Source organism: Streptomyces sp. SudanB25_2051, from assembly GCF_964272635.1.
Taxonomy (GTDB): Bacteria; Actinomycetota; Actinomycetes; order Streptomycetales; family Streptomycetaceae; genus Streptomyces.
On the sequence record NZ_OZ186787.1, the window covers coordinates 5,420,138 to 5,442,472 of the forward strand.

13 protein-coding genes are annotated in these 22,335 nt (G+C 71.4%); 10 read left to right on the plus strand and 3 right to left on the minus strand.

Annotation, left to right across the window (positions count from 1 at the left end; translation table 11 throughout):
* Positions 1 to 191 precede the first annotated feature (191 nt).
* The gene (locus ACSUPT_RS23910; protein ID WP_436945483.1) at positions 192 to 3,986 is read left to right on the plus strand and encodes an nSTAND1 domain-containing NTPase; all 3,795 of its coding nucleotides are present in this window, start codon (positions 192 to 194) and stop codon (positions 3,984 to 3,986) included.
* A gap of 163 nt (positions 3,987 to 4,149) precedes the next feature.
* Here ACSUPT_RS23910 and ACSUPT_RS23915 read toward each other — a convergent pair whose 3' ends face one another.
* Both ACSUPT_RS23915 and ACSUPT_RS23920 read right to left on the minus strand, forming a co-directional pair.
* Entirely contained in the window at positions 4,150 to 5,679 is a 1,530-nt protein-coding gene (locus ACSUPT_RS23915; protein ID WP_351964904.1) for a helix-turn-helix domain-containing protein, read from the minus strand.
* A 236-nt stretch (positions 5,680 to 5,915) separates the two neighbouring features.
* On the minus strand, positions 5,916 to 6,563 hold the full coding sequence (locus ACSUPT_RS23920; RefSeq protein ID WP_436945484.1) for a class I SAM-dependent methyltransferase: 648 nt from the start codon (positions 6,561 to 6,563) through the stop codon (positions 5,916 to 5,918).
* A gap of 444 nt (positions 6,564 to 7,007) precedes the next feature.
* On the opposite strand from ACSUPT_RS23920, the gene acnA reads away from it, so the two are divergent.
* Positions 7,008 to 9,725 carry an aconitate hydratase AcnA gene (acnA, locus tag ACSUPT_RS23925; RefSeq protein ID WP_365724734.1) on the plus strand — a complete coding sequence of 906 codons (2,718 nt, stop codon included), beginning with the start codon at positions 7,008 to 7,010 and terminating at the stop codon, positions 9,723 to 9,725.
* Positions 9,726 to 9,973: 248 nt separating this feature from the next.
* Here acnA and ACSUPT_RS23930 read toward each other — a convergent pair whose 3' ends face one another.
* Positions 9,974 to 10,573: a DUF4291 domain-containing protein gene (locus ACSUPT_RS23930; RefSeq protein WP_436945485.1), complete on the minus strand. Its 600-nt coding sequence runs from the start codon at positions 10,571 to 10,573 to the stop codon at positions 9,974 to 9,976.
* Positions 10,574 to 10,913: 340 nt separating this feature from the next.
* On the opposite strand from ACSUPT_RS23930, the gene ngcE reads away from it, so the two are divergent.
* From ngcE to dxs, 8 genes are all read left to right on the plus strand, one after another.
* Entirely contained in the window at positions 10,914 to 12,395 is a 1,482-nt protein-coding gene (gene ngcE, locus ACSUPT_RS23935) for an N-acetylglucosamine/diacetylchitobiose ABC transporter substrate-binding protein (protein WP_351964900.1), read from the plus strand.
* Between the two features lie 81 nt (positions 12,396 to 12,476).
* Positions 12,477 to 13,400: a carbohydrate ABC transporter permease gene (locus tag ACSUPT_RS23940; protein ID WP_351964899.1), complete on the plus strand. Its 924-nt coding sequence runs from the start codon at positions 12,477 to 12,479 to the stop codon at positions 13,398 to 13,400.
* Positions 13,401 to 13,411: 11 nt separating this feature from the next.
* The gene (locus ACSUPT_RS23945) at positions 13,412 to 14,347 is read left to right on the plus strand and encodes a carbohydrate ABC transporter permease (RefSeq protein ID WP_361661568.1); all 936 of its coding nucleotides are present in this window, start codon (positions 13,412 to 13,414) and stop codon (positions 14,345 to 14,347) included.
* A 249-nt stretch (positions 14,348 to 14,596) separates the two neighbouring features.
* Positions 14,597 to 15,808, plus strand: a complete 1,212-nt coding sequence (locus tag ACSUPT_RS23950) for an ROK family transcriptional regulator (protein ID WP_351964968.1) — start codon at positions 14,597 to 14,599, stop codon at positions 15,806 to 15,808.
* 120 nt (positions 15,809 to 15,928) lie between these two features.
* Complete coding sequence (locus ACSUPT_RS23955) at positions 15,929 to 17,023, plus strand: substrate-binding domain-containing protein (RefSeq protein ID WP_399217772.1); 1,095 nt, start codon at positions 15,929 to 15,931, stop codon at positions 17,021 to 17,023.
* Positions 17,024 to 17,894: 871 nt separating this feature from the next.
* A complete protein-coding gene (locus ACSUPT_RS23960) occupies positions 17,895 to 18,689 on the plus strand; it encodes an ATP-binding cassette domain-containing protein (protein WP_351964897.1) in 795 nt (264 codons plus the stop codon).
* Positions 18,686 to 19,984 (plus strand): sugar ABC transporter permease, encoded by a 1,299-nt coding sequence (locus ACSUPT_RS23965; RefSeq protein ID WP_351964896.1) that lies wholly within the window; start codon positions 18,686 to 18,688, stop codon positions 19,982 to 19,984. The genes ACSUPT_RS23960 and ACSUPT_RS23965 overlap by 4 nt, the downstream gene beginning before the upstream one ends.
* Before the next feature lie 280 nt (positions 19,985 to 20,264).
* Complete coding sequence (gene dxs, locus ACSUPT_RS23970; RefSeq protein WP_351964895.1) at positions 20,265 to 22,229, plus strand: 1-deoxy-D-xylulose-5-phosphate synthase; 1,965 nt, start codon at positions 20,265 to 20,267, stop codon at positions 22,227 to 22,229.
* Positions 22,230 to 22,335 lie beyond the last annotated feature (106 nt).

Here is a 22,335-nt window from a genome sequence, read left to right on the forward strand (position 1 = left end):
GGGGCGGCCGCTGTGGTCGTCCCAGTTCGAGTCCACCGGGTCCCTGGTTGTTGCACAGCCCTCTCCGAGACATGAAACAAAGCAGGTCAGCGGATCGGGTTGGCGAGATGACCGCTGTTCCGGCGCCACGGGGCGTGCTGGAATGGGACGCCGCCGCAGGTGACACGGGCGGCACGGGGGAAGGAAGCGACATGGGGCGTCCGGAGACGGACCTCGATCCGGCACAAGGGCCGGTCCCACGATTTGCGTACGAGTTGCGCCGGCTGCGGCAGGAGGCGGGCGGAACTCCCTACCGGGAGATGGCCCGGCAGGTGCAGGTCTCCGTCTCCACCCTGTCGAGAGCGGCCAAAGGGGAGCAGCTGCCCTCCCTGTCGGTGACGCTCGCCTATGTGGCGGCGTGCAAGGGTGACACCGCCGAGTGGGAGAAGCGGTGGAAGGCCGTGGCCGCGGAGGTGGCCGCCGCTCCGCGCGCAGCCGACGGCGAGGAGCCGCCCTACCGGGGGATGACCCGCTTCGAACCCGGCGACAGCGATCTGTTCTTCGGGCGCGAGCAGGTGGTGGACGACGTGCTCGAACGCCTGCGCACGCGCCGTTGCGCGGTGGTGCTCGGGCCGTCCGGCAGCGGCAAGTCCTCGCTGCTGCGGGCCGGTGTCGTCCCCCGTCTGCGCAGCCCGGAGCCGCCGGAACCCGGCCCGGCCGCCGTGCGCATCCTGACTCCGGGACGGCACCCGGCGCGTACGCACCTCGGCAAGCTGGAGCCCGCCGCCGGACCGGGGCCGACCTACGTGCTGGTGGACCAGTTCGAGGAGCTGTTCACCCTCTGCGCCGACCCGGCGGAACGGGAGCGGTTCATCCGCCGGCTGCTGGCCGCCCGGAACCCCGACAGCGGGCTGCGCGTGGTGCTGGGCATACGCGCCGACTTCTACGGCCACTGCCTGCGCTACCCGCACCTGGTGGACCTCCTGAAGGACGCGGCCGTGCCGGTGGGGGCGATGGGCCCGGCGGAGCTGAGGCAGGCGATCGTCAAGCCCGCCGCCACCCGGAACGTGATCGTGGAACGCGCCCTCACCACACGCCTCGTCGAGGAGATCGCCGACGAGCCGGGGGGTCTGCCGCTGCTCTCCCACGCCCTGCTGGAGACCTGGCACCGCCGCTCGGGGAGAACGATGACGCTGCGGGCCTACGAAGCGGCCGGCGGTGTGCGCGGCGCCATCGCCCAGACCGCGGAAGACGTCTACGGATGTCTCGCCCGCGAACGCGCCGAGCTGGCGCGGCTGATCCTGCTGCGCCTGGTCACCCCCGGCGAGGGCGCCCAGGACACCCGCCGGCCGGTGAACCGCGCGGAGCTGGACTTCGCCCCCGAGGAGGAGATCGGCGCCGTACTGGACCGTCTGATCGACGCCCGGCTGCTGACCGTGGACGACGGCACGGTCGACCTCGCCCACGAGGCTCTCATCACCGCCTGGCCCAGGCTGCGCGGATGGGTCGACGAGGCCCGTGAGGAGCTGCTGGTCCACCGCCGTCTGACCGACGCCGCCCGCGCCTGGCACGACCTCGGCCGGGACCCGGGCGCGCTGTATCGCGGGACGCGGCTGGACGTGGCCGGCGAACGGTTGGCGGATACCGCGCTCACCCCGCTGGAACGCGAGTTCCTCGGCGCGAGCCGGGCCGCCCGGACGGCCGAACTGCGGCGCCGGCGCGGCCTGCTCGCCACTCTCGCCGTCCTGCTCGCCGTCGCCCTGGTCGCCGGTGTCACCGCCTGGCGGCAGAACCTCACCAGCGAGCGCCGCCATGCGGAGGCCGAGGCCCGGCGCATCGCCGCGGTGGCGGACGCCATGCGCTTCGCCGCCCCCGCGACGGCGATGCGGCTGTCCGTCGCCGCCTGGCGGCTCGCGCCCACCCTCGAGAGCCGCTCAGCCCTGCTGAGCGCCATGGCCCAGCCCGAACAGGACGTGTTCCCCGTCCCCGACCCGGCCTTCGGACCGGCGACGAACCGGCTCTCGCCGGACGGACACACCCTGCTGTCGGTCTCGGCCCGCCGCGTGGTGGCCTGGGACGTGCGCACCCACCGCCGCATCGGCTCCTACCCGGGGCCGGGCGGACTGCTGTCGGACGTGGACCTCGACCCGGGTGTGGTGCCGAACTGGGGCATCAGCCCCGACGGCCGGCTGCTCGCCCTGCCCGCCCAAGGGGGCGTGCGGCTGTGGGACGTACGGGCCGGCCGGGTGGCGGCCACCCTTCCCGTGGAGGAGCCGGCCAGGGCGGAGTTCGGCGCGGACGGCCGTCATCTGACGGTGTCCGACTGGGACGGTGGGGAGTTCCAGCAGACGCAGGTATGGGATCTGCGCGGCCGACGGCTGCTGTCGACCGTGCGGGCTCCCGTGGTGGAGGAGTCCCCGACCAGTGTGAGCGCGGACGGCGGGACCCTGGCGCTGTGCCGGGGCCTGCGCCGTCTGGAGGTACGTGACCTCCGCACCGGGCGGATCCACCCGCTGTCGCGGACCGCGAACGCCGCGCGGATCGCCTGCCCCGACCAGGAGCGGTTCGCGGCGGGAGTCTTCGCCCTGCGGCCGGATGGCGCGGTCCTGGCGGCCGTCGACGACGACACGATCCGCCGCTGGGTCGTGCGTACGGGCAGGGAACTGCCCAGCCTGCCGTTCGAGGACGCGACCGCGGTGCGCTTCAGCGCCGACGGCGCCTTCCTCGCCGCCACCACAGGCGCGGACATCGCGCTGTGGCGGCTCAGCGAGCCGGACCAGCCCGTCTTCCGCCACCAGCTCATCGGCGAGGTGATCGACGACTTCTCCCTCGCCCCCGACGCCTCCGCCGTGCGGTACCTCCGGCGGAGCGGTACCTCCGTCGCCTCACTCGACCTGCGGCCGGTCGCCCGCGCCCGGTGGGAGGAACACCCCTCCGAACAGGTCCACCTCTCCCGTGACGGCCGCACCGCAGCGGTCCTCCACCGCGGGCCGGGCCGGACCGGCGTACGGCTGGTCGGCACAGGCGACGGCCGGACCCGCGCCACCCTGCCCGCCGCCCCGTGCCCGCCCGACACCCCGTACATCGGCACCGACGAGGAGAACCTCGCCAACTGCTCGGAACTGATGGCGTTCAGCCCCGACGGCCGGCGTTTCGCCTATGTGAGGGCGTGGGGGTACACCACGCGGCGGCAGCGGATCATCGTGTGGGACACGACGGGAAACCGCGAGGTGGCCACCCTGGACGCCGGCTCGGGGGCGGTGAACGGGATCACCGGTATGGCCTTCGACAGCGCGGGGCGCGGCCTGCTGCTGATGACGAGCGACCACGACTCCTCGACGATGGAGCGCTGGGACCTGGCCACCGGCAGACGGACCCGCGTCAAGCCCGCCGACTCGAGCCTCGACACCACGCAGACGGGGGGCTCCGGCACGATCCTGGCCGTACGCCCGGACGACGCGCTGGTGGTCACCAGCGACAACGAAGTCGTCGACCTGCGCGCCGGACGGGCCCGTCCCGTCGTGCTCAACGACGGCGACCTCCCCTTCGCCGGGGCGTTCAGCCGGGACGGCACCCGCTTCGCCGTCAGCGACGGCACGGGACGGGTGACCCTGTGGGACGGCGACCTGCGCCGCCGGCTCGGTGTGATCAACGGCACCTCCACCGTCGACCACGAGAGCGAGCGGGACTCGCCGGCGGCGCTGGCCTTCTCTCCCGACGGCACCACGCTCGCCGTCGTGGGCACCGCCTCCGTCCAGCTGTGGGACGTCGCCTCCGGACGCCCCCTGGGCTCCCCCCTGCCCACCTCCGGCCAGCCGCTCTCCAGCGTCGCCTTCTCCGACGACGGCACCGCCCTGTACACATCCGGCACCTGGAACCCGGCCGAGCGGATCGACCTCGACCCCGCCCGTCTCGTACGCCGGGTCTGCGCCCGCACCGGGTCGGGGCTGGCACCCGCGGACTGGCGGCTCCACCTACCCGACATCCCCTACCGCACGACGTGCTGAGCGGCGGCTCACCGGAAGCCGTCAGCCCCGGACGACAGCACGGCGACGACGGGGGCGACGGGCCCGCGGCAAGGCACCAACCCCCGGAGCCCGGGAAACACCGCACCCCGCCCCGGCCGCTCGGCGGCAGGGACGGGGTGCGGCGGCGCCAGGTGTCGCGGGGTCAGATGTCGCGGAAGATCTCGATCTGCGCGCCCACCGAGTTGAGGCGCTCCGCGAGGTCCTCGTAGCCGCGGTTGATGACGTACACGTTGCGCAGCACGGACGTGCCCTCGGCGGCCATCATGGCGAGGAGGACGACCACGGCGGGGCGCAGGGCCGGCGGGCACATCATCTCGGCGGCGCGCCAGCGGGTCGGGCCCTCGACCAGGACGCGGTGCGGGTCCAGGAGCTGGAGGCGGCCGCCCAGGCGGTTGAGGTCCGTGAGGTAGATGGCGCGGTTGTCGTAGACCCAGTCGTGGATGAGGGTCTGGCCCTGCGCGGACGCCGCGATGGCCGCGAAGAACGGCACGTTGTCGATGTTCAGGCCGGGGAACGGCATCGGGTGGATCTTGTCGATGGGCGCCTCCAGCTTGGAGGGCCGCACCGTCAGGTCCACCAGCCGGGTACGGCCGTTGTCCGCCGTGTACTCGGCCGAGCGGTCGTGGTCGAGGCCCATCTCCTCCAGGACCGCGAGCTCGATCTCCAGGAACTCGATCGGCACCCGGCGGATCGTCAGCTCCGACTCCGTCACGACCGCCGCGGCCAGCAGGCTCATCGCCTCGACCGGGTCCTCGGACGGCGAGTAGTCCACGTCCACGTCGATGTGCGGCACGCCGTGCACGGTGAGCGTGGTCGTGCCGATGCCCTCCACCCGCACACCCAGGGCCTCCAGGAAGAAGCACAGGTCCTGGACCATGTAGTTGGAGGAGGCGTTGCGGATGACGGTGACGCCGTCGTGGCGGGCGGCGGCCAGCAGCGCGTTCTCCGTGACCGTGTCGCCCCGCTCGGTCAGGACGATCGGCCGGTCCGGCGTGACGGACGGGTCGACCAGCGCGTGGTACAGGCCCTCCGTGGCCGTGATGTCCAGGCCGAAGCGGCGCAGGGCGATCATGTGCGGTTCGATCGTGCGCGTGCCCAGGTCGCAGCCGCCGGCGTACGGGAGCTTGAACGCCCGCATCCGGTGCAGCAGCGGCCCCAGGAACATGATGATGGAACGCGTGCGGCGCGCCGCGTCCGCGTCGATGGCCTCCATGTCCAGCTCGGCCGGCGGCACGATCTCCAGGTCCGTGCCGTCGTTGATCCAGCGGGTCCGGACGCCGATGGAGCTGAGGACCTCCAGCAGCCGGTAGACCTCCTCGATCCGCGCGACGCGGCGCAGGACCGTGCGGCCCTTGTTCAGCAGCGTGGCGCACAGCAGCGCCACGCACGCGTTCTTGCTCGTCTTCACGTCGATGGCGCCGGAGAGGCGGCGGCCGCCGACCACCCGGAGGTGCATGGGACCCGCGTAGCCCAGCGACACGATCTCACTGTCGAGCGCCTCACCGATGCGGGCGATCATCTCAAGGCTGATGTTCTGGTTTCCGCGCTCGATGCGGTTCACGGCGCTCTGGCTCGTCGCCAGCGCCTCGGCGAGCTGCGACTGCGTCCAGCCGCGGTGCTGCCGGGCGTCACGGATGAGCCTGCCGATGCGTACGAGGTAGTCGTCTGCCATAGCGGCAGGCTATCTCACATATGAGATGGTCCTCGCGTCGGGCTGTGCCGGACGGGTGATATCCCCCCAGGCGTAGGCCGGTTGGGGCACCCGCCTGGTGAGGCCGCGTCACCAACCCACGGATACCCCGCATCGCGGTCATCTCTCAGTAAACGCCCAGATTGCCCGAAACGGACCAGGTGTCCCCCTCGTGAAGGCGCTCTGACGGTGGCTCGGACCCTTCGCCGGGGTGCGTCTCAGCGCCGCCATACGAGGGTGTAGCGCCAGAACAGCCGCCTCCGCAGCCGCGCGCCGGGCAGCACCCGCCGCGCCTCGCGCACGATGTCCCCGAAGTCCGTTTCGGCCGGCCGGGTCCGCGCGGTCATCGCGGCGGGCCGCGGCGCGGGGCGTCCCCGGTTCCTCAGCCATCCGGCGGCGGCGTTGAGCGGCACCGCGACGGCGCCCAGCAGATGGTCGGTGAGGCCGCGCGCCCGGTAGAGGCCCACCACGACGAGCGTCCCGCCGGGCGCGAGGTGCCGCCGGAAGCCGGCGAGGGCCTCCGCCAGTGGCAGGTGGTGAAGCGTCGCGACGCAGGTGATGACGTCGTACGTCCCCTCCGGCGGCCCCGCCGCCGCGTCGCCGGCCCGGTAGGCCACCGCCAGGCCCTCCGGGGTCAGCGACCGGGCCAGCGCCAGGATCTCCGGGTCGGCGTCGAGGCCCACCACGCGCCGGGCGCGCCCCGCGAGCAGCCGCGCCAGGTCGCCCGTACCGCACCCCACGTCGAGCGCGGCCCCGAACCGCCGGGGCAGCTGCCGCAGGAGCCAGCGGTGGTAGTGGGCGTTGTGGTCCCACGGGTACGTGTCGTTGATCCGCCGGAGTCCCCGCGCGAGCCGCTCGGTCACCATGCGCCCCATCCTGCCCACCCGACGGCACGGGCCGCGACGCCCCCCTCGCGAGGGCGCCACCGCGACGGGACTCCGGCCCGGCGCCACCTGCGCCGGTGCCACTCGCGACGGACTCCGGCCCGGCGCCCCCCTCCGCCCGCGCCGCCCCCGCAGCACGGCCACCTCACCGCCCCCTCCGTCCTCCACCCGTGCCGTCCGCCCGCCCGCCGAAGGGCCTGCCGCGCGGGCCGGGCGGCGGGAAGGATCGCGAGTGCGGGGGCGTCGGGGCATGACCGGGCGGCGGTGATGTACTAGAGTTATCTCGACATCGAGATATCTGCTGACGACGCACCGCGGTCGCCCGCGCCGGTAAGGGTCACCTAACTAAGCCTTACCTTAGCGGATCGGCGAGATGCCATGGCGGCAGGATGCGGTTGAACGCGCACATTGATGAAGGAGACTGTCGTGTCGGCGAACAGCTTCGACGCCCGCAGCACGCTGCGCGTGGGCGACGAGTCGTACGAGATCTTCCGGCTGGACAAGGTTGAGGGCTCGGCCCGCCTGCCGTACAGCCTCAAGGTCCTGCTGGAGAACCTGCTCCGCACCGAGGACGGCGCGAACATCACCGCCGACCACATCCGAGCCCTCGGCGAATGGGACTCCCAGGCCCAGCCGAGCCAGGAGATCCAGTTCACCCCGGCCCGCGTGATCATGCAGGACTTCACCGGTGTGCCGTGTGTCGTGGACCTCGCCACCATGCGCGAGGCCGTCAAGGAGCTCGGCGGCGACCCGTCGAAGATCAACCCGCTGGCCCCGGCCGAGCTGGTCATCGACCACTCCGTCATCGCCGACAAGTTCGGCACGAAGGACGCGTTCGGCCAGAACGTCGAGCTGGAGTACGGCCGCAACAAGGAGCGCTACCAGTTCCTGCGCTGGGGCCAGACCGCGTTCGACGAGTTCAAGGTCGTCCCGCCCGGCACCGGCATCGTCCACCAGGTGAACATCGAGCACCTGGCGCGCACGGTCATGGTCCGCAACGGCCAGGCGTACCCCGACACCCTCGTCGGCACCGACTCGCACACCACCATGGTCAACGGCCTCGGCGTCCTCGGCTGGGGCGTCGGCGGCATCGAGGCCGAGGCGGCCATGCTCGGCCAGCCGGTCTCCATGCTGATCCCGCGCGTCGTCGGCTTCAAGCTGACCGGTGAGCTGCCCACCGGCACCACCGCCACCGACCTGGTGCTCACCATCACCGAGATGCTGCGCAAGCACGGCGTCGTCGGCAAGTTCGTCGAGTTCTACGGCGAGGGCGTCGCCGCCACGTCGCTGGCCAACCGCGCCACCATCGGCAACATGTCGCCGGAGTTCGGCTCCACCGCCGCGATCTTCCCGATCGACGACGAGACGCTCAACTACCTGAAGCTCACGGGCCGTTCCGAGCAGCAGGTCGCGCTGGTCGAGGCGTACGCCAAGGAGCAGGGCCTCTGGCTGGACCCGTCCGCCGAGCCGGACTTCTCCGAGAAGCTCGAGCTGGACCTCTCCACCGTCGTCCCGTCCATCGCCGGCCCGAAGCGCCCGCAGGACCGCATCGTCCTCGCCAACGCCGCCGAGCAGTTCGCCCAGGACGTCCGCAACTACGTCGACGAGGTGGACGAGGCGGGCAAGGAGTCCTTCCCGGCCTCCGACGCCCCGGCCTACACGCCCAACGGCGCCCCGTCGAAGCCGGTCCAGGTGACCGCCCCCGACGGCTCCACCTACGAGATCGACCACGGCGCCGTCACGGTCGCCGCGATCACCTCCTGCACCAACACGTCCAACCCGTACGTGATGGTCGCCGCCGCGCTCGTCGCGAAGAAGGCCGTCGAGAAGGGCCTGACCCGCAAGCCGTGGGTCAAGACCACCCTCGCCCCCGGCTCCAAGGTCGTCACCGACTACTTCGACAAGGCGGGCCTCACCCCGTACCTCGACAAGGTCGGCTTCAACCTCGTCGGCTACGGCTGCACCACCTGCATCGGCAACTCCGGCCCGCTGCCGGAGGAGGTCTCCCAGGCCGTCAACGAGCACGACCTCGCCGTCGTGTCGGTCCTCTCCGGCAACCGGAACTTCGAGGGCCGCATCAACCCCGACGTCAAGATGAACTACCTGGCGTCCCCGCCGCTGGTCGTCGCGTACGCCATCGCCGGCTCCATGAAGGTGGACATCACCAAGGACGCCCTCGGCACCGACCAGGACGGCAACCCGGTCTACCTGAAGGACATCTGGCCGACCGAGGCCGAGGTCAACGACGTCGTCGCGAGCGCCATCGGCGAGGACATGTTCTCCAAGTCCTACCAGGACGTCTTCGCGGGCGACGCCCAGTGGCAGGCCCTGCCGATCCCGACCGGCAACACCTTCGAGTGGGACCCGGAGTCCACCTACGTCCGCAAGCCCCCTTACTTCGAGGGCATGACGATGGACCCGGCCCCGGTCGAGGACATCACCGGCGCCCGCGTCCTGGCCAAGCTGGGCGACTCGGTCACGACCGACCACATCTCCCCGGCCGGCGCCATCAAGGCCGACACCCCGGCCGGCAAGTACCTCACGGAGCACGGTGTCGAGCGCCGCGACTTCAACAGCTACGGCTCCCGCCGCGGCAACCACGAGGTCATGATCCGCGGTACGTTCGCCAACATCCGCCTGCGCAACCAGATCGCGCCGGGCACCGAGGGCGGCTACACGCGCGACTTCACGCAGGAGGGCGGCCCGGTCTCCTTCATCTACGACGCCTCGCAGAACTACCAGGCCGCCGGCATCCCGCTGGTCGTCCTGGCCGGCAAGGAGTACGGCTCCGGCTCGTCGCGCGACTGGGCCGCCAAGGGCACCGCGCTCCTCGGCGTCAAGGCCGTCATCGCCGAGTCGTACGAGCGCATCCACCGCTCGAACCTCATCGGCATGGGCGTCCTGCCGCTCCAGTTCCCCGAGGGCGCGTCCGCGCAGTCCCTCGGCCTGACCGGCGAGGAGACCTTCTCCATCTCCGGCGTCACGGAGCTGAACGAGGGCCGCACCCCGCGCACGGTCAAGGTCACCACCGACACGGGCGTCGAGTTCGACGCGGTCGTCCGCATCGACACCCCCGGTGAGGCCGACTACTACCGCAACGGCGGCATCATGCAGTACGTGCTGCGCAACCTGATCCGCGGCTGAACCACGGGCAGGTGAACGGCCGAGGGCCGCACCCCGTCTCGCACGGGGCGCGGCCCTTCGCCGTTCCCGGCCGCCCCGTACGCGTACGGCCGACACCCCGGGCCCGCGTACGGGCTCACCCGCGCCCGCGTGCGACGGCCACCCGCGCCCGCGTACGGCCGACACCCGGGCCCGCGTGCGACGGCCACCCGCGCCCGCGTACGGCCCCGCTCAGGCCGTGGCCCGCGCCCCGGGCGCCCGCGCCCCCGTCACGCGCCCTTCACCACCCGGTCCAGCAGCCCGTCCGCCTCCGGGTACGGCTCCTCGCGCGGGAGCAGCCGCCGCGCCGCCTCCAGGTCCCCGGCGCGCACCAGGGCGTGCACCTCGCGGGTCAGCGGCGTGACGTCCCGGATGGACACCGTCCACTCGTCGGCGTACCGCCGCGCCGCCTCGCCGCACAGCCCCAGCTGCAGGGAGCGGTACGGCAGCGGCCGCAGGCGCAGATCGCGTTCCGGGTCCCACTGCACCCGCGCGGGCGCCTCGCGCAGCTCCCGACGCCACGCCTGCCGGCCGGTGTGCAGCCCCGGCGTGTAGTGCGACAGGCAGGCGTGGCGCAGCGCCCACTCGAAGCCCGCGCGCTCGATCTCGACGGCCAGCACGGTCTGCTGGCCCTCCTTCCCGGCCCAGCCGCAGCGGTACATCATCCACAGGAAGGACGGCTTGATCCAGGTCATACGGTCCCGCTTCCACGCCGCCGGGAACCGGCCGTCGCGAGCGGCCGGAACGCCGATCTCGGGGCCGTACGCCTGGTAGACGGTGACGGTCGTGTCCGTGTGGAGCGCGCGGATGCGACGGAGAGGTTCCTGCATGGGCGTCAGACTGCCGCCACCCCGCGGGCGCGGGCCAATGGATTTCGCCATACGGCCGCGCGGCGGGAGACGTGCGCGGCCGGGCGGGGAGGGTGGCCGAGGTCTCAACTAGGGAAAGACTCCCGCCGAATGCTGTAGCCGATCTTGCCCAGCTGACCAGAAGTGGACTATACCTGTCGCGTCCGCACGGCCGCTCCCGGTGAGCCGGCCGCGCGGCAGCGCGACCCCCTGCACCATCGGCAAGACCCTAGCTGCGACAGACCGCGGTGGCGGGGCCCTTCGCCTGAGGCGAGCGGTACGGGCGACCGGCACACCGCCTGGAGAAGGCGAGGACTTGAGCATGGGATCCACCTCCGCCCGCAACGACGGCTCCACCCCCGGGCACACCGACGGGGGCCACGCGGGCCCCGGCCGCCGCGATCTGATCAAGCGGTCCGCCGCTCTCGGTCTGATCACCGTCCCCTCCCTGGGCTTCCTGACCGCCTGCGCCACCGGCGGCGGTGGCGGCACCAGTGACAACCCCTCGGCGGCCGCCGGCGAGAAGACCGCCAAGAACCCGCTCGGGGTGAAGGAGGGCGCCCCGCTGGAGGCGTTCATCTTCAAGGGCGGGCTCGGCGACCAGTACGCGAAGGACGCCGAGGCCGACTACAAGGCCACGTACAAGGCGGAGGTGAAGCACACCGGCACCCAGCAGGTCGGCCCCAAGCTCACCCCCCGCTTCGCGGGCGGCAACCCGCCGGACGTCATCGACAACTCCGGCGCCGACCACCTGGACATGAACAAGCTGTCCACGCAGGGCCAGCTCCAGGACCTCGCCGCGCTCCTCGACGCCCCGTCTGTCGACGACCCGGCGAAGAAGGTGCGGGACACGATCCACCCGAGCACCATCGAGAAGGGCAGGCACGGCGACCGCTTCGACGTGCTGTACTACGCCTTCACCATCTACGGCACGTGGTATTCGCAGAAGCTCCTCGAATCCAGGGGCTGGACGTACCCCAGGACGCTGGACGAGATGGTCACGCTCTGCGGCGAGATCAAGAAGGCCGGGATCGCGCCGTGGACGTACGCGGGCAAGTATCCGTACTACGTCCACTTCAACCTCTTCGCGCAGATCGCCAAGATCGGCGGCATGGAGAAGTGGATCGCCATCGACAACCTGGAGCCGGGCGCCTGGACGTCGAACGACGCGGTCCGCCAGGTCGTCGAGCACTACGAGGAGCTGGCCGCCAAGAAGTACTTTCTGGAAGGCAGCCAGGGCCTCACCCACATCCAGTCGCAGACCGCCTGGAACAAGGGCAAGGCCGTGTTCCTGCCCAACGGCTCCTGGGTGGAGAACGAGTCCGCGCCGACCACGCCCGCGGACTTCGGCATGTCCGTGGGCGCCCTCTTCGACGGCAGCGGCGACAAGATGCCGCACGGCACCCTGCGCGCCGAGCCGAGCGAGCCGTACATCGTCGCCGCCAAGGGGAAGAACCCGATCGGCGGCATGGAACTGCTGCGCATCATGCTCTCCAAGAAGCACGCGCAGAACTTCGCGACCAAGGTGAAGTCCCTGACCTGCGTCATGGACGCCACCGACGGCATGACCCTCTCGCCGGGCCTCGCCTCCGCCAGCAAGGTCTTCAAGGAGGCGGGGGAGAACCTGATCAGCCTCCAGCTCCAGGAGTGGTACCCCGCCCTGACCGACGAGAAGATCGGCGGACTCACCGGCCAGCTCCTCACCGGTGAGCTGAAGGCCGCCGACTGGATCAGGAAGACCCAGGCGGAGGCCGACAAGGTGGCCAGGGACAGCTCCATCACCAAGTTCAAGCGCACCGCCTGACCGGATCGGCACATCCGCCGCGGTGGACCGCCGCGGCCCCGCCGCCAAGAGTGTCGGACGAGGGGGAGGGCCGGGAGCCTCATGCAGCACGGCAAGTACCGATTCATCGTGGGGTTCCTGGCCCCGCCGCTGCTCATCTACGCCGTCTTCGTCATCTCGCCGTTCGTCCAGGCCTTCCAGATCTCGATGACGGACTGGTCGGGCCTGGTCGGCGCGGCGCGGTTCGTCGGCGCCGACAACTTCGTACGCCTCTGGGAGAGCGACGACTTCTGGAACGCGCTGCGGCACAACGTCTACATGCTGGCGTTCGTGCCCCTGGTGACCCTCGCCCTCGGGCTGTTCTTCGCGTTCATGCTGAACGTGGGCGGCAAGCGGCGGAAGAACGAGGTGGTCACGGGGGTCGCCGGCTCGCGGTTCTACAAGTTCGTCTTCTTCTTCCCGCAGGTCATCTCCATCACGATCATCGCCGTCATCTGGTTCAACATCTACAACCCGGACCCCGAGGACGGCATGCTCAATTCGCTGCTCGGCGCGGTCGGCCTGGACGGGCTGCAGAACGCCTGGCTGGGGGAGAAGAGCCTCGCCCTGTGGTGCATCAGCGCGGTCATGGTGTGGGGCCACGTCGGTTTCTACGTCGTCCTGTTCTCCGCCGCCATGGCGTCCATCCCGCGCGACATCTACGAGGCGGCCCTGCTCGACGGCGCGGGGCGCTACCACACGTTCTTCCGCATCACGCTGCCCCTGCTGTGGGACACCGTCCAGACGGGCTGGGTGTACATGGGCATCATCGCCCTGGACGCCTTCGCCCTGGTGCAGATCATGTCCGTGAACATGGGCGGCCCGGACGGCGCCACCGACGTCATGCCGCTCAGGCTCTACCTGACGGCGTTCCGCGACAGCCAGTACGGCTACGCGGCGGCGATGGGCGTCGCGATGCTCGTCGTCACGATGGCCTTCGCCGTGCTCGCCCTGCGCTTCGCGCGGCGCGAGCGGATCGAGTACTGAGGGGGAGGCGCATGACCACCGACGAGATCCAGAAGGTGAACGCACCGGTGCCGGGCGGTCCCTCCCGGGCGGCCGCCGGCCGCGGGCCGCGCCCGGCCGCCGCGCGCTCCTCGGAGGGCGCCGTCCTCAACGTCTTCTCGCACGGCATCCTCGTGCTGTGGGCGCTGATGGTCGGCGTGCCGCTGCTGTGGGTGCTGTGGAGCGCCTTCAAGGACAGCAACGGCATCCTCACCGACCCGTGGGGCCTGCCGACCGTGCTGCACTGGGAGAACTGGTCCAACGCCTGGAACGAGGCGAACATGGGCCGCTACTTCGTCAACACGGCGATCGTCGTGGGCGGTTCGGTGACCGGCACGATGGTGCTCGGGTCGATGGCCGCCTACGTGCTGGCGCGCTTCACCTTCCCCGGCAACCGGCTGATCTACTACCTGTTCGTCGCGGGCATGTCGTTCCCGGTGTTCATGCTGGTGATCCCGCTGTTCTTCGTCATGCGGGACTTCCCCGGCAGTTCGCTGCTGGCGACGTACCACGGGCTGATCCTCGTCTACATCGCGTACTCGCTGCCGTTCACGGTCTTCTTCATGACGGCGTTCTTCCGGACGCTGCCCACCTCGGTCGCCGAGGCCGCGATGATCGACGGCGCCTCGCACACCCGGACGTTCTTCCAGGTCATGCTGCCGATGGCCAAGCCGGGCCTGATCAGCATCGGGATCTTCAACTTCCTGGGGCAGTGGAACCAGTACCTGCTGCCGATGGTGCTGAACCAGCAGGAGGACAAGTACGTCCTGACCCAGGGCCTGGCGATGATCGCGCTCCAGCAGGGCTACGAGAACGACTGGGGCGCCCTGATGGCCGGAATGATGATCGCGATGCTGCCGGTGCTGGTGGTGTACGCGGTCTTCCAGCGGCAGGTCCAGGCGGGGCTGACGGCCGGCGCCCTGAAGTAGCGCCCCGGCCGGCGCGGGGCGCCGCCGTGCCCGTACCGCTCCCTACGTACGAACCCTGAACCGCCCGCCGAGGGCCAGTCGTCCCCGGCGGGCGGTTTCCTCATGCCCGATAACCGACATAAACCGACTTTCCTGTGACATTAGCCGCTCATCGGAGCTTCGTGATGCTCAAGGCCTTGACGGGGGGCAACGCGAAACGCTCAGCTTAGAGTTCACATGTTGGAGAAAATGGCAGGAGTGAGAGAGTCGATGGAGACTCCGGGGTCGCAGACGTCTCTGCATCGCGCCAACCTCGAGCGGGTCGTGCGCGCCGTCCGAATGGCCGGATCGCTCACCCAGGCGGAGATCGCCAGGGCCACCGGGCTGTCCGCGGCGACGGTCTCCAACATCGTGCGGGAACTGAAGGACAGCGGCACCGTCGAGGTCACCCCGACCTCCGCGGGCGGCCGCCGCGCCCGCAGCGTCTCGCTCAGCGGCGACGCCGGGATCGTCATCGGCGTGGACTTCGGCCACACCCATCTGCGGGTCGCGGTCGGCAACCTCGCCCACCAGGTCCTCGCCGAGGAGTCCGAGCCGCTCGACGTCGACGCCTCGTCGGCGGAGGGCTTCGACCGGGCGGAACAGCTGGTCAAGCGGCTGATCGCGGCGACCGGCATCGGCCCCGACAAGGTGATCGGCGTCGGTCTGGGCGTCCCCGGCCCCATCGACGTCTCCTCCGGCACGCTCGGCTCCACCTCGATCCTGCCGGGCTGGAGCGGCATCAACCCCAGCCAGGAGCTGTCCGCCCGCCTCGGCGTCCCCGTGTACGTGGACAACGACGCCAACCTCGGCGCGCTCGGCGAGATGGTGTGGGGCGCGGGACGGGGCGTGCGCGACCTCGCGTACATCAAGGTCGCCAGCGGTGTCGGCGCCGGCCTCGTCATCGACGGGCAGATCTACCGGGGTCCGGGCGGCACGGCGGGCGAGATCGGGCACATCACGCTCGACGAGTCGGGCCCCGTCTGCCGCTGCGGCAACCGCGGCTGCCTGGAGACCTTCGCCGCCGCCCGGTACGTGCTGCCGCTGCTCCAGCCGAGCCACGGCCCCGACCTGACCATGGAGCGGGTCGTTCAGCTGGCCCGCGAGGGCGACCCGGGCTGCCGGCGTGTCGTCGCGGACGTGGGCCGCCACGTCGGCAGCGGCGTCGCCAACCTGTGCAACCTGCTCAACCCCAGCCGGGTCGTCCTCGGCGGCGACCTCGCGGAGGCCGGCGAACTGGTCCTCGCGCCCATCCGCGACTCCGTGTCGCGGTACGCCATCCCCAGCGCCGCCCGGCAGTTGGCGGTGGCGCCGGGGGCCCTGGGCGGGCGCGCCGAGGTGCTGGGCGCCCTCGCCCTCGTACTGAGCGAAATGGGCGATTCGACCCTGCTCGACAACGCGCATCAGGCCAACGGCCGCGCCGCCACTCCTGCGTTCACTTAGATAACGCATGGCACCGTTGTCATCTCGTTAAGAATTTACTCCTTGACGACAGCACTGCGGCCGAGTTGACTCACGTCCACCTCGGCCGCAGTGTCGCGGCCTCGTCAGGGAGGCAACCCAATGAACGCAATGACGCGACGCGTCGTCATAGGTACGGCCGCGGTGTCCATGGCCCTGTCCCTCGCCGCCTGCGGCAAGGCCGGAGACGGCGACACCGCCGGCGGCGGCGACACCAAGACGATCGGTCTGCTCCTGCCGGAGAACAAGACCACCCGCTACGAGACCTTCGACCGCCCGATCATCGAGGCGAAGATCAAGGAGCTGTGCTCCGACTGCGAGGTCAAGTACAACAACGCCGCGCAGGACACCGAGACCCAGAAGAAGCAGTTCGACGCGCTCGTCACGCAGGGCGTCAAGGTGATCATCCTCGACGCGGTCGACTACAAGGCCACCAAGTCCTGGGTGCAGCAGGCGGAGAAGAAGGGCGTCAAGGTCGTCGCGTACGACCGGCTCGCCGAGGGCCCGATCGCCGCGTACGTCAGCTACGACAACGAGAAGATCGGCCGCCTCCAGGGCGAGGCCCTCGTGAAGGCGCTCGGCGCCAAGGCCAAGTCTGCCAACGTTGTCATGATCAACGGCTCGCCGACCGACCCGAACGCCCCGTTCTTCAAGAAGGGCGCCCACAGCGTCCTCGACACGCAGGTCGGCAAGATCGTCTACGAGCAGGACATCCCGGACTGGTCCCCGGACGAGGCCAACCGGAAGATGGGCGCCGCGATCGACTCGCTCGGCAAGGACGGCTTCCAGGGCGTCTACTCCGCCAACGACGGCATGGCCGGCGGCATCATCACGGCCCTCGGCAAGCAGGGCATCAAGGTCCCCGTCGGTGGCCAGGACGCCGAGCTCGCGGGCCTCCAGCGCATCCTGAAGGGCGACCAGGCCTTCACCATCTACAAGCAGATCAAGCCCGAGGCCGAGACGACCGCGGAGATCGCGGTGGCGCTCCTGAAGGGCGAGAAGTTCGACCAGCTCACGCCGACCAAGGTCACCAGCCTCTCCGGTGAGTTCAAGGACATCCCGGCGAAGCTGTACGACGCGCAGATCGTGACCAAGGAGAACATCGCCTCCACGATCCTCGCGGACAAGGTCTACAAGGCCGCCGACCTGTGCACGGCCGAGTACAAGGCCGCGTGCGACGCGGCCGGGATCAAGTAGGCCCCGCCCGCGTCCGACCCGCCGCGCGGGGTCCGGCCCTCGGTGACCGTCCCGGCGGGGCAGGCGGCCCCGGCCGTACGGCCCCGGCCTCACGGGTCCCGTCCGGTACGGGCCACGGCTCCCGGACCAGGCGAGGCCCGGCCTCCCGGTAGGGGCCACGGTCCACTGGGCCGGGCCACGCAGGACATGCCCACGGACGGGTCCGAGGCTCCGGCCGGCAGGCCGGAGGCGCCGGCCACCGGGACCCGGCGAAGGTCCACGGCCCCGAGCCATCGGGACCCGGCGAGGTCCACGGGCCCCTGGTCCGCAAGGCCAGGACCCGCCCACCAGGCCACAAGGCCCGGGCGGGACGAGGCCCGGCAGGGACCCGAACGGCCCGGCAGGGACCCGAACGGCCCGGCCAGGACCGCCAGGGCCATGCCGACCCGGTCGGCTCCGGCGAAGGGCCACGCGGTCCCGGTGAGGGCCCGGCAGCCCCGGCCAGGACCGCCTGGAGCGGCCAAGGCCCGACCAGGACCGGCCGGCCCCGACAGGCCGACCGCCAGCCCGACAAGGACCCGGCAGGCCGAGCGCCGAGCCCGGCCAGGACCCGCCAGGGCCAGGCCAGGCGCAGCCAGACCAGGCCAGGCCCGCCAGGACCACGGCAGGACCGGCCAAGGCCACGCCGGGCCCGCCGTCCGTCCCGCAAGGTCCCGCGGGCCGGGCCCGCAAGGCCCTCCGTGGTCGTCGGCCCGGCCGCCCGGCCGGGCCCCGCAGCCGGTCCGGTGCCCTCCCGCTCCACACGCCCCGCAGCGGCGGGCGGGCACCGGACTTCCCCCCCGCACCCCCTGTGCTCACGTACCACCGTCCCCGCCGAGCGCGGGTGAAGGAGATGATTCACGTGTCCGCTACGCCCGTGCTGGCGTTGCGCGGAGTCTCCAAGCGGTTCGGCGCCGTCCAGGCGCTCACCGACGTAGACCTGGAGATCCACGCCGGTGAGGTCGTCGCCCTCCTCGGCGACAATGGCGCCGGCAAGTCGACCCTCGTCAAGACCATCTCGGGTGTCCACCCGATCGACGAGGGCACCATCGAATGGCAGGGCCGCCCCGTCCGGGTCACCCGGCCGAACGACGCCCAGGAACTCGGCATCGCGACCGTCTACCAGGACCTCGCGCTCTGCGACAACCTCGACGTGGTCGCCAACCTGTTCCTCGGCACGGAACTGCGCCGCGCCTCCGTCCTCGACGAGATCGCGATGGAGAAGCGGGCCAAGGAGCTGCTCGACACCCTCTCCATCCGCATCCCCAGCGTCCGCATCCCCGTCGCCTCGCTCTCCGGCGGCCAGCGCCAGGTCGTGGCCATCGCCCGCGCCCTGATCGGCAACCCGAAGATCGTCATCCTGGACGAGCCGACCGCCGCCCTCGGCGTCGAGCAGACCGCGCAGGTCCTCGACCTGGTCGAGCGGCTCCGCGAGAACGGCCACGGCGTCATCCTCATCACCCACAACATGGCCGACGTGCGGGCCGTCGCCGACCGCGCCGCCATCCTGCGCCTCGGCCGCAACAACGGTGTCTTCGACGTCAAGGACACCTCCCACGAAGAGATCATCGCCGCGATCACCGGCGCCACGGACAACGCCGTCACGCGCCGCCAGGCCCGTACGGCCTCGAAGGAGGACGCGAAGTGAGCGACCTCACCAAGACCCCGCAGGACACCGGCGCCCCGAACGGCGACGGGCCGTCCGCCGCCCCCGTCCCCGCCGTGGACCCCCGCCTCCTCGTCCGCGAGGAGGGCCTCAGGGGCTACTGGACCGAGTTCACCCGCAAGGTGCGCGGCGGCGAGCTGGGCTCCCTGCCGGTCCTCATCGGCCTGATCGTCATCGCGATCGTCTTCCAGGCGCAGAACGCGAACTTCCTGTCCGCGAGCTCCGTCGCGAACGTCGCGGTCTACAGCTCCGGCCTCGGCATCATGGCCGTCGGCATCGTCTTCGTCCTGATCCTCGGCGAGATCGACCTGTCGGTCGGCTCCGTCGCGGGCGTCGGCGCGGCCGTGTGGGCCGTACTGAGCGTCAGCAACGGGCTCAACGACTGGCTCGCCGTGCTGGTCTCCCTCGTCGCCGGCCTCGCCCTCGGCCTGCTGCACGGCTTCTTCTTCGCGAAGGTCGGCGTGCCCGCCTTCGTCGTCACCCTCGCCGGCTTCCTCGGCTGGAGCGGTCTGCAGATCTGGCTGATGGGCAAGGAAGGCTCCATCAACACGCCGACCGGCAGCATCGTGGAGAACCTCACCGGCTACTACTTCGAGGACAAGGCCGCCGCCTACGGCCTCGCCCTGGCCGCCGTCCTCCTCTACGCCGGCTCGCTCCTGCTGGACGTCAAGCGGCGCCGCGCCGCGAACCTGCCGTACCGCCCGACCAGCGAGATCCTGCTGCGCGCCGGCGCCGTCGCGGTGCTCTGCTTCGCCGTCGCGTACGTCCTGAACGAGCCCGCCGGCGCCCGGGGCCTGCCGCTCGCCCTGGTGCTGTTCCTCGCCGTGCTGGTCGTCGCCGACTTCGTGGCCCGCCGCACCTCCTTCGGCCGGAAGGTCTTCGCCGTCGGCGGCAGCGCCGAGGCGGCCCGCCGCGCCGGCATCAACGTGGACCGGGTCCGCATCACCGTGTTCGGCCTCTCCGGCCTGCTCGCCGCGTTCGGCGGCCTCTTCGTCGCCAGCCTCTCCGGCGGCGCCACCAAGAGCCTCGGCGGCGGCAACACGCTGATGCTCGTCATCGCCGCGGCCGTCATCGGCGGCACCAGCCTCTTCGGAGGCCGCGGCAAGGTCTGGTCCGCCCTCCTGGGCATGATCGTCATCCAGTCGATCCAGCAGGGCCTCAACATGCTCGGCATGGCCAGCGAGATCCAGTACATGATCACCGGCGCGGTGCTCCTCGCCGCCGTCGTCATCGACTCGGTCTCCCGGCGCACCCAGAAGGACGCGGGGCGCGCGTAGCGACGCGCATCACCCCTTCCGTGCCCGGCGCCGCGCAACCGGCGCCGGGCACCGCCGCGTCTCCAGGCAGGGGCGTGGCGGACACCACGGCCGTGAGGTGCGTCGCGCCGCCCGCACAGGGGTACATCGGCGTACGTTCGTGTCGGCCGAAGGTGTGATCATCGCAGCACCCTCGGGGGCATGGCCCGATGTCCGCACTCCGGGACGGAACATTAGACTCGGCGGATCGGCACGCTCGACCGGCTCAACCTCGACCAGCCCAACACGCAAGGAGGCACGGGTGGCATTGCTGACCCGTATCAGGGGACCGCGCGACCTCGACCGGCTCTCCCCGGAGCAGCTTGACCGGCTGGCCTCGGAGATCCGCACCTTCCTCGTCGACGCGGTCTCCAAGACCGGCGGCCACCTCGGCCCGAACCTCGGCGTCGTAGAGCTGACCATCGCCCTGCACCGCGTCTTCGAGTCCCCGAAGGACAAGATCCTCTGGGACACCGGCCACCAGTCGTACGTGCACAAACTGCTCACCGGCCGCCAGGACTTCTCCCGGCTGAAGATGAAGGGCGGCCTCTCCGGCTACCCGGCGCGCGCCGAGTCCGAGCACGACTTCATCGAGAACTCCCACGCGTCGACCGTCCTGGGCTGGGCGGACGGCCTCGCCAAGGCCAACGAGCTGCTGGGCCGCGACGACCACGTCGTCGCCGTCATCGGCGACGGCGCCCTCACCGGCGGCATGGCCTGGGAGGCGCTCAACAACATCGCCGACGCCAAGGACCGCCCCCTCGTCATCGTCGTCAACGACAACGAGCGCTCCTACGCCCCCACGATCGGCGGCCTCGCCAACCACCTGGCCACCCTGCGCACCACCGACGGGTACGAGCGGTTCCTCGCCCGCACCAAGGACATCCTCGACCGCACCCCGGTCGTCGGGAAGCCGCTGTACGAGACGCTGCACGGGGCGAAGAAGGGCCTGAAGGACTTCATCGCCCCGCAGGGCCTCTTCGAGGACCTCGGCCTGAAGTACGTCGGCCCCATCGACGGCCATGACATCGCCGCCGTCGAGTCGGCGCTCCAGCGGGCCAAGCGGTTCAACGGGCCGGTCATCGTCCACTGCCTCACGGAGAAGGGCCGCGGCTACCAGCCCGCCCTCCAGGACGAGGCGGACCGCTTCCACGCCGTCGGCAAGATCCACCCGGACACGGGCCTGCCGATCGCCTCCTCGGGCGCCGACTGGACCTCGGTCTTCGCCGACGAGATGGTCGCCCTGGGCAAGGAGCGCGAGGACATCGTCGCCATCACGGCGGCCATGCTCCAGCCGGTGGGCCTCGACAAGTTCGCCAAGGAGTTCCCGGACCGCGTCTACGACGTGGGCATCGCCGAGCAGCACGCCGCCGTCTCCGCCGCCGGCCTCGCCACCGGCGGCCTGCACCCGGTCGTCGCCGTCTACGCGACGTTCCTCAACCGCGCCTTCGACCAGGTCCTCATGGACGTCGCCCTGCACGACTGCGGTGTGACGTTCGTACTGGACCGGGCCGGTGTCACGGGCACGGACGGCGCCTCCCACAACGGCATGTGGGACATGTCGATCCTCCAGGTCGTGCCGAACCTGCGGATCGCCGCGCCCCGCGACGCCGACCAGGTCCGCGCGCAGCTGCGCGAGGCCGTCGCCGTCGAGGACGCCCCGACCGTGGTCCGCTACTCCAAGGGCGCGGTGGGCCCGGCCGTCGAGGCCGTCTCCCGCGTCGGAGGCATGGACGTCCTGCGCGAGCCGGGCACCGACCGGCCGGACGTGCTGCTCGTCTCCATCGGCGCGCTCGCCCCGATGTGCCTGGAGATCGCCGACCTCCTCGACAAGCAGGGCATCTCCACCACCGTCGTCGACCCGCGCTGGGTCAAGCCGGTGGACGAGGCCATGGCCCCGCTCGCGGACCGCCACCGCGTCGTCGTCACCGTCGAGGACAACGGCCGCGCCGGCGGTGTCGGCAGCGCCATCGCGCAGGCCCTGCGCGACGCGGGCGTGGACGTGCCGCTGCGCGACTTCGGCATCCCGCAGCGCTTCCTCGACCACGCCTCCCGCGGCGAGGTCCTCGCCGAGATCGGTCTGACCGCCCCGGACATCGCCCGCCAGGTCACCGGTCTCGTCTCCAAGCTGGACGGCCTGCACCAGGCGCGGGTCGGCACGGACGGCGAGCCCCGCGCGGCGGCCGCCGCACGCGGCGCGAAGGCCACGGAGACGGTCCGCGACTGACCGGCTGGACGACCGGCCGGCGACGGCCCGTGGGCCGGTGGGACCACCCTGTTCGGGTGGTCCCACCGGCCCATTCGTGTGACAACAGGCCCGTGGGCGCGCGTGA